Genomic DNA, 14,038 nt, shown 5'->3' on the forward strand with positions numbered 1-14,038 from the left:
ACTATAAAGTATAAATATATTTTTATATAAATTCATTTATTTGGAGGTATTATGACAGATAAAAATAAAAAATCTCAGGCTAAAGAATCAGGATTTTTAGCCTGGGTTGAAAGAGTAGGAAATGCCCTGCCCCACCCTGCTATGATTTTTGTAATAATGATAGCAATTCTAGCAGTTATAGCACAAATTTGTTATATGAATGGGGTTTCTGTAGACTTTTTTGATGCAAGAGAGGGAAAAGTAGTTGAAATTTCAGCAGTTCCTCTTTTAAATGCGGAAGGAATCAGACACATTTTTAGCACAGCTGTTACAAATTTCACTGGATTTGCACCACTGGGTACAGTTTTAGTGGCAATGCTTGGTGTAGGAGTGGCAGAATATGCAGGATTTTTTGATGCAGGTCTTAAAAAACTTTTATCAAATGTCCCATCACTTGTCCTAACTGCAACAGTAGTTTTTGTTGGAATCATTTCAAATATAGCATCTGATGCAGGTTATGTAGTTGTAATTCCACTTGGTGCTTTGATTTTCTTAACAGCTGGCAAACACCCACTTGCAGGGCTTGCTGCAGCCTTTGCTGGAGTATCTGGAGGATTTTCTGCTAACTTACTTTTCGGACCAACAGATGCCTTATTATCAGGACTTACAAATGAAGCCTTAAGAGCAGCAAGCATTGATCAACAGTTGATGTTACAGGAAACTGGTTTTTCTTAATTTCCTCAACCATTTTTCTAACTTGTATAGGAACTTTGGTGACAGAACTTGTAGTTATACCAAAGTTAGGCCAATACAAATTAGCTAGCCAACACGAAGTAAAATCTGATGTAACAGAAGTAGAAAAAAAGGGATTAAGAAATGCACTTATTGCCTTATTAATTTATTTAATTATCCTTGGATTTTTGATGTTTCCTGAAAATGCAATTTTAAAAGAGCCAGACAAATATGGTGATGTAAATATCAACAATTTTTTGGCCAATGGTCTTATTCCAGCCTTATTTTTACTTTTCCTAATCCCAGGATTTGTCTATGGTAAAAGCGTGGGAACAATTAAAAATTCAAATGATTTAGTAAAAGCAATGTCAAAATCCATGGAGTCCATGGGTGGTTACCTAGTACTAGAATTTTTTGCTTCTCAATTTGTGGCACTATTTGCTTATTCAAATTTAGGTACAATTTTATCAGTAAACGGGGCAAACTTTTTAAATAGTATTGGACTTACAGGTATCCCTCTAATTATAATATTTATTTTATTAACATCATTTTTAAACTTATTTATGGGATCAGCCTCAGCAAAATGGGCAATTATGGCGCCGATTTTTGTACCAATGTTCTTTGAAATGGGACTTTCACCAGAACTAACACAAATGGCATACAGGATTTCTGATTCATCAACAAATATCATCAGCCCACTTATGAGCTATTTTGCAATGATAGTAGTATTTATGCAAAAATATGATAAAGACAGTGGACTTGGAACACTAATTTCAACTATGCTGCCATATTCAATTTCGTTTTTAATATTTTGGACAGTTTGGCTAATAGTTTGGATGCTATTAGGATTACCACTAGGACCAGGCGCTGGGCTTTACGTTTAATAATCAAACAGGTTTTCAATTTTGAAGGCCTGTTTTTGCTTGACCAAAAAAGTATAATTATTCCATGAAAATTTACCTAAGTGATGAGAATAAAAGAAAAATTGTATATGATATTTTAAATATTTTTTATGATGATAGAAATATTATCTTTGACCATAATGGAGAAATAAAAATTTTAGATGATGAGATTATTTTTCAAGGCCAAACCTACCCTTATAAGGATAATTATGAATTAAAAGCTACATTGTATAAGCTATTAGTAGAAATAAATGATTATACGTCACCATGGGGGATGCTGACTGGATCAAAACCATCAAAGCTTTTACAAAAACAAAGTCCGAGTCAAATAAAAGAAAAATATCTTGTTTCAGATGAGAAAATTAATTTGCTAGTGGATATTAAGAACGAGCAAGAAAAATTAGATTTTGATAAAAATAATTTTAATTTATACATCAATATTCCATTTTGCCCGACTAGGTGCGATTATTGTTCTTATCCTACAATAATTGGACCCCACCATGACAAGAGCGAGTATATTTCCTATTTAATAAAAGAAATTAATAATATAAATCTGCCAAAAAACTTAGACACAATATATATAGGTGGAGGGACTCCTTCATATGTCAGCCACAAGGATTTGGAAAAATTATTGGATACAATAAATTATAAATTTTCCTACCAAGAATTTACCTTTGAAGCAGGGCGTGAAGATACTTTGGATAAGGAAAAATTAGAAATTTTAAAGGCAAAGGGAGTGGACAGGATTTCCCTAAATCCTCAGACCTTTAATCAAAAAGTTATAGAATCAGTTGGTAGAAATCAGGATATGGACCATTTTCTAATAATCTATGAAAAAGCTGGTGAATTAGGATTTATAATTAATATGGACTTTATAGTTGGACTTGTTGGTGAAAATGCAGAAGTTTTTGCAAAAAATTTTGAAATTCTAAAAAAACTTCAGCCTGATAATATTACATTTCACGCTTTAGCTAGTAAATCTGGCAGCAAGTATAGGGAAGAAAATAAAAAGGGGTCTATAGGAGATGCTCTAACTATAAGTCAAGCTATAAAAGAATTTACTCAAAAAAATTCTTATAAAGCCTATTATCTCTATCGCCAAAAAAATATAATCAGTAATCTAGAAAATATAGGCTATCAAAAGGGAGACAAAGCCCAAAGGTACAACATAATTATTAACGAAGAAATAGAAAATGTAATTGGACTTGGTATGAATGCAAATAGCAAACTTATGAATGGCAAAAAATACAGAAACGACCGTAATATTCGTGACTATTATAATAATATAGATAAAAATATAAATGCTAAAAATAAATTAATTAATGAGTATAATAATTAAAAAAGGAGGATTTTATTATGGAAATTAAAGATTTAAAACCTGAACTAGTTTGGAAATTTTTTGGACAATTAAGTGAAATTCCAAGAGGTTCTGGGGATGAAAAGGCTGTTTCTGATTATTTGGTAAATTTTGCAAAAGAAAGAAATTTAGAAGTTCGCCAAGATGAAGCTTTAAATGTTATTTTCAAAAAAGATGCAAGTGCTGGATGCGAAGATAAGCCAACTATTGCCCTTCAAGGTCACATGGATATGGTTTGTGTAAAAGAAAATGATTCTGACCATGACTTTAGCAAAGACCCTATAAAATTAATTGTCGATGGTCAATGGGTAAGAGCTGATGGTACAACATTAGGTGCTGATGATGGTATGGGAGTTGCTTATATTTTAGCAATCTTTGATGATGAAGAAGTAGCTCACGGCCCACTTGAAGCTATAATTACAACTGGTGAAGAAACTTCAATGGTAGGAGCAAATGCCCTTGATGCATCTGATATTAATGCAAAATACTTAATAAATATTGATACTGAAGAAGATGGAATCCTTACAATAGGTTGTGCAGGTGGATGTGATTTAGAAATCAGCTTCAAAAAAGAAAAAGAAGCAGCTGATGAAGATTTCCTAAAACTTGATCTAAGAGGATTTGAAGGTGGCCACTCTGGTATGGAAATAGACAGAGGACGCCTAAATGCAATCAAAACAATTGGTAGACTTTTAGCAGACATTGAGGGAGTACAAATCGCATCTATCAATGGCGGGGTAAAAAGAAATGCCATCGCATCAACTGCAGAAGTAGTATTTGCAGTAGCTAATATAGAAGATGCTAAAAAAGAAATCGAATCAAGAATTGCTGATATCTTAAATGAATCAAAAGATACAGATCCAAAAGGCCAAATAACTCTTGAAGATGTAAGTTTTGATGGAGAAGTTTTAACAAAAGATCTTTCAGAAAATATTATAAACACTCTTTATACCCTACCAGATGGTTTGGTTAAAAAACACCAAGGCGAAATCATAACTTCATCAAACCTAGGTATACTTGAAGAAGACGAAAATGAAGTAAGAATCGTTTGCATGATTAGATCTCAAATTGACTCTGCTAAATTCAATAGGGCAGCAATTGTTAAAAAAATTGCCCAACAATTTGAAGCTGATTGTGAAGTTACAAGTGCTTATACAGGCTGGCAAAGAGAAGAAACTAAACTAATTGATATTGCAAATGACATTTGGAAAGAACAAACTGGATCAGAAATGACAGTTGAAACCACTCACGGCGGTCTAGAATGTGGACTATTCAAGGGTGTAATGCCAGATGTAGAAATGCTTTCATTTGGTCCAACTATAGAAGGAGCTCACTCTCCAAGCGAACGAGTAAACATAGAATCAATAGAAAAAAATTACAAATTCCTAGTAGAATTACTAAAAAGGGTCTAATAAGAAATCCGCCCCTAAGTGGGTGGATTTTTTATTTTAGCTAAGTTTACTTAAATTTAAAATAATTCTGGAAAATGTTTGCATTTTTATTTCTAATATTGTAATATGATAACAGGAAGAGAATTTACAAAAAGGAGGTACTATGTACGAGCAAAAAGTCATACTAACTAATGAAATTGGCTTGCATGCAAGACCTGCATCGATTTTTATCCGTGCTGCAGTAAAATATCCTTGCGACATAACAGTTGAAAAAAACGGTAGAAGCTACAATGCAAAGTCAATAATGTCAGTTCTTAGCATGAGTGCTTCTAATGGGGATGAATTAACTTTAAGAGCAGACGGAGATAAGGAAGAAGAAGCTATAAAAAATCTTGTTGATGTTGTTGAAAACAAAATAAACAACCAATAATTTTTATATAAATAAATCCACGAGCCTAGGCTCGTTTTTTTTATTGGTCAAAAATGGTACAATATGTAAAGAATTATAATAATTGATAATTCCTAGTAAAGTAGTATATTTTAATTGAAAATTTATTACTAATTTTAAAAGAAGAGGTATATATGTCTGAGTTATTAAAAATAGAAAATCTACACGTATCAGTTGAAGATACTGAGATTTTAAAAGGTATAGATTTAACAGTAAACAAGGGTGAAGTTCATGTTGTAATGGGATCAAATGGTTCTGGTAAGTCAACACTTATGAATACAATCATGGCAAATCCTGTTTATGAAGTAACAGAAGGTAAAATTTATTTTGAAGGTGATGACATCACAGAAGAATCTGTAGATAAACGTGCTCGCCGCGGAATATTTATGTCCTTCCAACACCCTGATGAAATTCCAGGAGTAAAATTAAATGATTTCCTAAGAATTTCTGAAGAACAAATTACAGGTGAAAAACCACAAATGCTTAAATTTAGCAAGCAATTAGCAACAGAAATGGAAAACTTAAATCTTTCTGAAGATTATGCTAGTAGATATGTAAATGTTGGTTTTTCAGGTGGTGAACGTAAAAAATCTGAAATTTTACAACTAAAAATGCTAAATCCAAAACTAGCTATGCTAGATGAAACTGATTCAGGACTAGATGTCGATGCTGTAAGAATAGTAAGTAAGGGTATAAAAGATTATCTCACAGAAGATAATGCAGTAATTATCATCACTCACCACAGAGAGTTATTAGAAAATATCGAAGCTGATTATGTTCATGTAATTAAAGATGGCAAAATCGCTCACGAGGGTGATGCAAGCCTAATGGATGAAATCGAAAAACGCGGATACGAATGGGTGTAAAATATGCCAAGTAATAATATAGAAGAAAAATTAAAAGAATTGGATCGAGGTTTTTACGACTTTATAGACGAATTTACCTACGATAAGATAACCGAAAAAGGAATTAATGCTGATATAGTAAACGAAATCTCTCGTGAAAAAGGCGAGCCAGATTGGATGAGAATTAGAAGATTAAAATCATTAGAAATCTTTAATCAACTAGAAAATCCAACTTGGGGACCGGATTTATCAGAGTTAAATGTAGATGACATTACAGCTTATGTAAAACCAAAAACAGATAAAAAATCAAATTGGGAAGCCCTGCCTGAAGAAATCAAAGCAACCTTTGATAGATTAGGTATTCCACAGGCTGAACAAGAATCCTTAGCTGGTGTTGGTGCCCAATACGACTCTGAGGAAGTATATTTCTCAATCCAAAAACACTTGGAAGACCAAGGTGTTATCTTTATGGACTTTGCAACAGCTCTAAAGGAACACGAAGACCTTGTAAAAGAATACTTCCAAAGAGCAATCCCACCAACACTTCACAAATACGCAGCCCTACACGGTGCAGTTTGGTCTGGTGGATCATTAATCTATGTGCCAGAGGGAGTAAAAGTAGATATTCCTCTACAATCATATTATAGATTAAATGCACCAGGAGCTGGACAATTTGAACACACAATGATAATTGCAGAAGACAATGCAAAAGTACACTTTATCGAAGGATGCTCAGCACCTAGATACAACGTAGTAAACTTACACGCAGGATCTGTAGAAATTTTTGTTGGTAAAAATGCTGAAGTAAGATTTTCAACCATAGAAAACTGGTCAAGAAATATGTATAACCTAAATACCAAACGTGCTATCGTTGATGAAGGTGGAAAAGTGATTTGGGTATCAGGATCATTTGGATCAAAAGTTTCTATGCTTTACCCAACATCAGTTTTAGCTGGTGAAGGTGCAAGTGCAGAATACACAGGAATTACCTTTGCAGCTGATGGTCAATATATTGACAATGGTTGCTCAATGATTCACCTTGCTCCAAACACATATTCAACAGCCCTTACAAAATCAATTACAGCAGGAACTGGTAAATCAATGACTAGATCCCTAGTTCAAATGAAGAAAAATGCCAAAGGCAGTCGTTCTACAGTAGACTGTGAAAACCTAATGCTAGGCGAAAATGCTCAATCAGATACAATTCCAGTATTAGACATTAGAAATGATGATGTAGACTGTGGTCACGAAGCTAAAATTGGTTCACTAAACCAATCACAAATATTTTATCTAATGAGCCGTGGTATTCCAGAAGATGAAGCAAAATCAATGATTGTTCGTGGATTTGCAGAACCAGTTAGCCGCGAGCTACCACTAGAATATGCAGTTGAAATGAACCACCTAATAGATATGGAACTAGAAGGAGCAAATGGTTAATGAGTAGACTAAATGAAATGAGAATGTACACTTGGAATTCCCAAGGGCTAAATTATGTAGATGCAAATCTTGGCCTAAAAGAAAAACAAGAGTACTTTAAAAATAACGAAGGCGAAGCAATTAAAGACTTAGAAGATGCTTTTAAGGCTTATGAATACGGCCTTTCCGATGAAACAAAAAAAGAAAACCAAGAATTTAGAAACTTTAGCATCTACCGTGATGTAGAGGGCAAAAAAGATTTTGAATCTATCGAGCTAAAAGTAGATGATGAAAATAATATTTTGGTAGCAGGCATTGATATTAATGCCCGCGAAAATTCAGAGTCTTCATTTTTAATTTCAGCCCTAGGTGAGGGAGAAAATTTATATTTAAATTCTCAAATAAGGGTAAATGTAGCTGATAATGCAAAGGTAAAATTAGTTGTAGTTACAAATTTTGGAGAAAACTCAACTAATTTACAATCAGTAACTACAATTGTAGGAGAAGATGCGCTTTTAGATATTTCCTATATTGAAATTGGGGCTGATTACTCAATTGTAAATATAAACAATATCCTAGCAGGCGATAGAGCTCGTGTCATAGAAGATGGAATTTACTTTAAAGAAAAAGACCAATTCCTAGACATACTTGCAAACAATGATCATTACGGCAATGAAACTGATTCTGATGCTATGTTTAATGGTGCCCTAAAGGATAGTGCCCACAAAAATTGGAAGGGTGTAGTTGATCTAAAACACGGTTGCTTTGAAGCGGATGGTAAAATTGGGGATTACTCAATGATGTTTTCTGATAATGTAAAAAATAAAACTGCTCCAATCCTTCTTTGTGCAGAAAAGGAAGTAGCAGGTAACCACGCTGCAAGTGTTGGTAGACTAAATAAAGAAATGTTATTTTACATCATGAGCCGTGGATTTGACAAAAAACAAGCTGAATCAATGATGCTAGAAGCAACATTCTCAAAAGCCCTTGATAAAATTGAAGATGAATCTTTAAGAGATGAACTAAAAGAAAGAGTTCATCAAATGAACACAAGGAATTAAAATGGATATAGAAAAAATTAGAGCTGATTTTCCTTACCTAGATAGCCAAAAAGTAGGTAAGGAAGTCATCTACCTTGATACAGGTGCAACAAGTCAAAAGCCAAATCAAGTTATAGAAGCTGTTGACAATTATTATAAATATCAAAATGCCAACCCACATAGGGGAGCCCACTATTTAAGCTATGTAGCAACAGAAGCTTATGAGGGTGCGCGTGATAGAATCGCTTCATATATTGGAGCAAAAAATCGTGAAGAAGTGATTTTTACTAGAAGTGCTACAGAAGCACTTAATCTAATTGCTTATTCCTATGCTATGAACAATTTAAGTGCTGGTGATGAGATTTTAATTACAATCCTAGAACACCACGCAAACCTAGTGCCTTGGCAAATGGTGGCAAAACATACTGGTGCAAAGCTAGTTTATGCATATCTAAAGGATGATTATTCCCTAGATTATGATGATTTAAAATCAAAAATCAATAAAAACACAAAAATTGTTTCATTTACAGGTGCATCAAATGTGACAAGTGAGATTATCGATGTCAAAAAAATTACTGGCTGGGCTCATGAAGTAGGAGCCATAGCAGTAGTTGATGCTGCCCAACTTATCCCTCATTTAAAAACGGATGTGACTGATTTAGATTGTGATTTTATGGTGTTTTCTGGCCACAAAATGCTAGCACCAATGGGAATTGGTGTCCTATACGGCAAAAAAGAATTGCTTGAAAACATGGATCCTTTCCTAACAGGTGGGGATATGATAGAATATGTTTACGAACAAGAGGTAACTTTTGCAGAACTTCCATACAAATTTGAGGCAGGAACTCAAGATGTTGGTGGAGTTTTGGGACTATCAGCAGCTATTGACTATATTGAAGAAATTGGCATAGATAATATTTATCAATACGAACACGACTTAACCCGCTATGCCTATGATTTGATAAAAGATATACCAAATATCAAAATTTTCTACCCAGAGAATGCAAAAACAGGAGCTGTTTTATCATTTACATTTGAAGATATCCACCCACACGACATTGCATCTATCCTTGATAGTAAAGGAGTTGCAGTAAGAAGTGGCCACCACTGTGCTATGCCACTTCACAAGTATTTAGAAGTAAGCGCTACAACTCGTGCAAGCTTTGCCTTTTATAATACCAAGAAAGAGGCAGAGATATTTGCCAAAGAGTTACTAAATGTTAGAAAGGTAATGGGTTTATAATATGAATATGGAAGAAATTTACTCACAAATTATCCTAGATCATTCTAGAAACCAAGCCAACAAACACGAATTAAAAGATGCTGATATAAAAGAACCTGGCCATAACCCTTCTTGTGGGGATGAGATAGTCCTAGAACTAAAAACAGATGGGGATAAGATTGTAGATGCAGCCTTTACAGGTGATGGATGTGCTATAAGCCAGGCAGCAACAAGCGTAATGTGCGATTCGATAAGAGGCAAATCCAAGGAAGAAGCCAAAAAAATGGCAGATATTTATATAAGAATGATTAAAAGAGAAGAAGTAAGCGATGAAGAACTAGATAGCCTAGGCGATGCAGTTGCTTTTATTAACATTCAAAATATGCCACAAAGGGTAAAATGCGCCCTACTTTCTTGGAAAACCTTAGACCAAGTTATTAAAGATGAATAAAAATAGCTTAGAGCAAATGGAATTTTTGACAAGTGCAATTACAAGCTTGCTACTTGCGGCACTAACATTTTTACAATATCAAAAAAACCGCCCATATTGGTGGCTAATCTTAATAGTAACCATACTTATGGGGGCAAATGCTTATACAAAATACAAAAAAATAAGTCCAAAGAATTAAAGTCTGAAAAAACATAGCTTCAGGCTTTTTTCTTTGCCTAATTTAATAAAAAATATTGGAAATCGTTTTATTTTATGTTATACTATGCTTAGGCAAAGGCCAAAAGAATTTTTAGGAGGAGTGGTAATAATAGGACTATTTTTTATTATTTCTTATAATATTTAAAAATATTTAAATCTAGCTAAAAATTATTTAACTAAGGCTTTTTATTTTTTGAATATTTTTGTGAAATTAAAAAAATAGATATTAATTTTGGTTTTTGCAAATTATTATGATTCAATACCTGGGAAATATTTAACAAATGGGTAAGAATTTATAAAAGACGATAAAATTCTTAAAATTTAAGCCAAATATTTTTCATGGCATCTGGAGGTAATTAACTTAATGGATATCAAAAAATACTCACAAGCATCGGTAGATGTTATTAATCATGCAAATAAAATTGCAATTAGATATAGCAATTCGGAAGTGTCTGACTTGCACTTACTATATGCAATTTTACAAAATCCCGATAATCAGATTTCAGAGTTTTTAAAAGAATCAGCGGTTAATTTCCAACAACTTAAGGATGACGTGGAAAATGCTCTGACAAAACTTAGAAGTGCAAAGGGTGTGACAAATCTTTATGTCAGCAGGTCTTATCAAAAAGTTTTGTTGGTTGCTGAAGAACTTACAAGAAATCTCTTTGAAGAAAAAATTAGACTAGAACATATTTTTCTTGCCTTATTAAAGGAGACTGAAACTACAAGTTCCAAAATTTTGGGTCAGCATAAGCTTGATTATGATGGATTTATGCAATTTGTTTCAAGAAAGTTTAATGAGCAATTTTTAAATGGTATAGCCAAAGAAACCATTGCAAATCTTGAGAAATATGGTCGAAACCTAACCAAAGAAGCCATTGAGGGAAAACTTGACCCTGTTATTGGCAGGGATGAGGAAACTCGAAGCGCCATCCGTGTTTTATCTCGCAGGATAAAAAATAATCCGATTTTAATTGGTGAGGCGGGTGTTGGTAAAACTGCTATTGTTGAAGGGATAGTCCAAAGGATTGTCCAAGGCGATGTGCCAGACAATCTAAAAAATAGGATGGTTTTTTCACTAGATATGACATCTCTGGTAGCAGGAACAAAATACAGGGGAGATTTTGAGGATAGATTAAAGAAAATCCTTGAAATTGTAAGGGATTCTGAAGGCAAGATTATTTTATTTATCGATGAAATCCACAATATTATTGGTGCAGGAAATACATCAGGAACTATGGATACTGCAAATATCCTAAAACCAATGCTTGCCCGTGGTGAAATCTTAACAATAGGTGCAACAACTATCGAAGAATACAAAAAGTATATCGAACAAGATGGAGCCCTTGATCGTAGATTCCAAAAAATAATGGTAAATGAACCAAGTGTTGAAACATCAATCGCTATCCTGAGAGGTGTGAAAGGCAAATATGAAAAACATCATATGGTACAAATTTCGGATACTGCCTTAGTAGAAGCTGTTAAGCTTTCAAAAAGATTTTTATCCTACAGAAAACTACCAGATGTTGCCATAGATGTCATCGATGAGGCTGCGGCATTAACGCGAATGACCAAAGATCAAAAACCTGTTGAAATAGACAACTTAAACCGCGCGCTAATCCAAGCTGAAATGGAAAAAATAGCCTTAAAGGATGAAACGGACAATATATCACGTGATAGGATTGTCGAAAAGGAAACAGAGATAGAAAATTTAAAAAACTCTTTGGAAGAAAAAACCAAGTTATACGAGCTTGAAAAAGAAAGACAAGAGCAAATTTTACTTTACGAAAAAGAACTTGATGACATTTTAGCTGACATAGAAATAGCTCAAAATGAACACAACATTAGCGAATTAGACGAAAAAATCAAGTCTAAAAAATTGGTAGAAGCAAAACTTGATAAATTAAATGATCAAGAAGCCTACTATCCACTTTCAACTAGTGTGACAAGTTCTGAAGTAAAAGAGATTATCTCTAAATTATCAGGCATGCCAAAGGTAAAACTACAACTAAATAAAATCGAAAACCTTGATCAAATCAGGGCAAATATGAAAGAAGAATTTGTAGGCAATGACAAAATGATTGATAAAATCATAGATACCTACCTAATTTCTGAGGGTGGTTTGTTTGAAAGAAGCAAACCAATCGGTAGTTTTTTAATAGGCGGCAAGGGCGCTGGCAAAAGTTATATAGCAGAGCTAACTTCAAAATATCTTTTTGATGGGGAAACCAGTCTTTTAAGATTTGATATGGGTGAATTTACAGAAAAATCAGCCGTTACAAAACTTATTGGAGCTCCTCCAGGATATGTTGGCTATGAAGTAGGGGGCATCCTAACTGAGGCTATAAGGACAAAACCATATAGCGTAGTTGTATTTAACAATATTGAAAAGGCAAATGTTGAAATCCAAAGTCTGGTCTCACAAATTCTAAGTGCAGGCAAGCTAAAAGACAACAAGGGCCGCAATATAGATTTGAAAAATACAATGATTTTCTTAACCACTTCGGAAAATATTAATAATAATTTAGAAAATGATATCTCGGGTATAACTAATGTAGTGGATTATGTTTTTTATCTAAATGAGCTAGAAAAAGACTCAATCGATAAACTAATAAAAATTAATTTAATCAAATTAGAAAATGATTTGGAAGATAATCGTATCAGCCTTAGCTATGATGATCAGTTTATAAAAAAACTATCAGCATTTGCAATTGAATATGATATGGACATCAGAGAAATCAAGAAATTTATCGAGCAAGAAGTCTATCTAGAAATTTCTAAAAAAATATTAGAAACCAAGTCAGATAATCCATTGCAAATAACATTAGCATTTGAAGATGAAAAACTAAATCTGACAGCACAAGAAAAAAATTGGAGGTAAAAATGGCTTTTCAAGTACCAGAATATGTTTGTCCAAACTTTTCAGATGAAAAGTTTCAAAACGCACAAGATGTAAAACTAGGTAAAGTTGAAAAAGATGGTGTAGCACCAGATAACTTTTATCTAACAACTTACATGCCAACTTACTACAAAAAAGATGGCGAATGGATCCTACCAGAACACACATCACTTAACTGTGTAGCAGTTGCTGAGGGTGATGACATAGTTATCAAAGAAATCAGAGACCTAAAATCAGGTGATGAAGTAGTTTTAAGATGCGATGATGATGCTGAAAGCGGAATTTATGTAAACGCAGAAGGATTCCCAGAAGAAGTTTACTCAAGACCTGGAAAATCAGTAGAAACATCATTTTCAAGTGACTATGACAAATTATTTGAATTAATGGAACATGAACGTGATAGCGAAGATGGATACATAGTTTGGGTTCTAGGACCAAGTGTAGTATTCGACTATGATACAAGAAATGCATTAAACAAACTAGCAGAAAATGGTTACATTAACTCATTACTAGCAGGTAACGCTATGTGTACTCACGACCTAGAAGGTGGATTCTTACAAACAGCATTAGGTCAAAATATTTACACACAAGTTAACCAACCAATGGGTCACTACAACCACTTAGACTTATTAAACGAAGTAAGAGATGCTGGTTCTATCAAAGAATTTATTGCTGGTGGTAATGTAAAAGATGGTATCATCAAAACACTTTCTGATATGGATGTTCCATTTGTACTTTCAGGATCAATCAGAGATGACGGTCCACTTCCAGAAGTACACGGAGATACAGATGATGCACTAAATGCAACAAAAGAAGAACTTGATAAAGCAACAATGGTTATTTGTATAGCAACAATGCTTCACAGCTTATCAGTTGCAAACCTAGCATCAAGCTACAAAAAAAGAACAGATGGAACAGTTTCTCCAGTTTATATGTACTCAATCGACGTTACAGAAAACGTAGTACACAAAGTAGGTGCAGCAAGAGAATACATGGGATTTGTACCAATGGTAACAAACGTACAAGACTTTGTAGTTAACTGTGAAAAAGCGCTAGTTTCTCCAGCTCAAGGAGTACTTTCTGAAGATATGGAAATTCCAGAAACTGAACACGTACAAATAACAGGCAACAAAGAACAAAGCAAGGAGGAATTATAAG

Annotated in this window: 11 protein-coding genes and 1 pseudogene; all 12 read left to right on the plus strand. The window is 33.7% G+C overall.

Going from position 1 to position 14,038, the window contains the following annotated elements; all coding sequences use genetic code 11:
- Nucleotides 1-141: 141 nt before the first annotated feature.
- Nucleotides 142-1,595, plus strand: a pseudogene (locus tag ACF3NF_RS04990) (AbgT family transporter).
- 64 nt (nt 1,596-1,659) lie between these two features.
- Nucleotides 1,660-2,952 (plus strand): coproporphyrinogen dehydrogenase HemZ, encoded by a 1,293-nt coding sequence (gene hemZ, locus ACF3NF_RS04995; RefSeq protein ID WP_394022446.1) that lies wholly within the window; start codon nt 1,660-1,662, stop codon nt 2,950-2,952.
- 17 nt (nt 2,953-2,969) lie between these two features.
- Nucleotides 2,970-4,382, plus strand: coding sequence for an aminoacyl-histidine dipeptidase (locus tag ACF3NF_RS05000; protein WP_394022447.1), 1,413 nt, complete (start codon nt 2,970-2,972; stop codon nt 4,380-4,382).
- Nucleotides 4,383-4,524: 142 nt separating this feature from the next.
- Complete coding sequence (locus tag ACF3NF_RS05005; protein ID WP_262121370.1) at nt 4,525-4,791, plus strand: HPr family phosphocarrier protein; 267 nt, start codon at nt 4,525-4,527, stop codon at nt 4,789-4,791.
- Nucleotides 4,792-4,943: 152 nt separating this feature from the next.
- Entirely contained in the window at nt 4,944-5,675 is a 732-nt protein-coding gene (sufC, locus tag ACF3NF_RS05010) for a Fe-S cluster assembly ATPase SufC (RefSeq protein WP_394022448.1), read from the plus strand.
- A 3-nt stretch (nt 5,676-5,678) separates the two neighbouring features.
- Entirely contained in the window at nt 5,679-7,091 is a 1,413-nt protein-coding gene (sufB, locus tag ACF3NF_RS05015; protein ID WP_394022449.1) for a Fe-S cluster assembly protein SufB, read from the plus strand.
- A complete protein-coding gene (locus tag ACF3NF_RS05020) occupies nt 7,091-8,131 on the plus strand; it encodes a SufD family Fe-S cluster assembly protein (RefSeq protein WP_394022450.1) in 1,041 nt (346 codons plus the stop codon). Before sufB ends, ACF3NF_RS05020 begins: the two co-directional genes overlap by 1 nt.
- A gap of 1 nt (nt 8,132) precedes the next feature.
- Nucleotides 8,133-9,353 (plus strand): aminotransferase class V-fold PLP-dependent enzyme, encoded by a 1,221-nt coding sequence (locus ACF3NF_RS05025; RefSeq protein WP_394022451.1) that lies wholly within the window; start codon nt 8,133-8,135, stop codon nt 9,351-9,353.
- Between the two features lies 1 nt (nt 9,354).
- A complete protein-coding gene (gene sufU / locus ACF3NF_RS05030; protein ID WP_262121383.1) occupies nt 9,355-9,783 on the plus strand; it encodes a Fe-S cluster assembly sulfur transfer protein SufU in 429 nt (142 codons plus the stop codon).
- Nucleotides 9,776-9,961 carry a hypothetical protein gene (locus ACF3NF_RS05035; RefSeq protein ID WP_394022452.1) on the plus strand — a complete coding sequence of 62 codons (186 nt, stop codon included), beginning with the start codon at nt 9,776-9,778 and terminating at the stop codon, nt 9,959-9,961. Before sufU ends, ACF3NF_RS05035 begins: the two co-directional genes overlap by 8 nt.
- Nucleotides 9,962-10,345: 384 nt before the next feature.
- Nucleotides 10,346-12,862, plus strand: coding sequence for an ATP-dependent Clp protease ATP-binding subunit (locus ACF3NF_RS05040; RefSeq protein WP_394022453.1), 2,517 nt, complete (start codon nt 10,346-10,348; stop codon nt 12,860-12,862).
- A gap of 2 nt (nt 12,863-12,864) precedes the next feature.
- Nucleotides 12,865-14,037: an ornithine cyclodeaminase family domain gene (locus ACF3NF_RS05045; RefSeq protein WP_394022454.1), complete on the plus strand. Its 1,173-nt coding sequence runs from the start codon at nt 12,865-12,867 to the stop codon at nt 14,035-14,037.
- Nucleotide 14,038: the final 1 nt, after the last annotated feature.

It is taken from the genome of Anaerococcus martiniensis, assembly GCF_043187485.1.
Taxonomy (GTDB): domain Bacteria; phylum Bacillota; class Clostridia; order Tissierellales; family Peptoniphilaceae; genus Anaerococcus; species Anaerococcus martiniensis.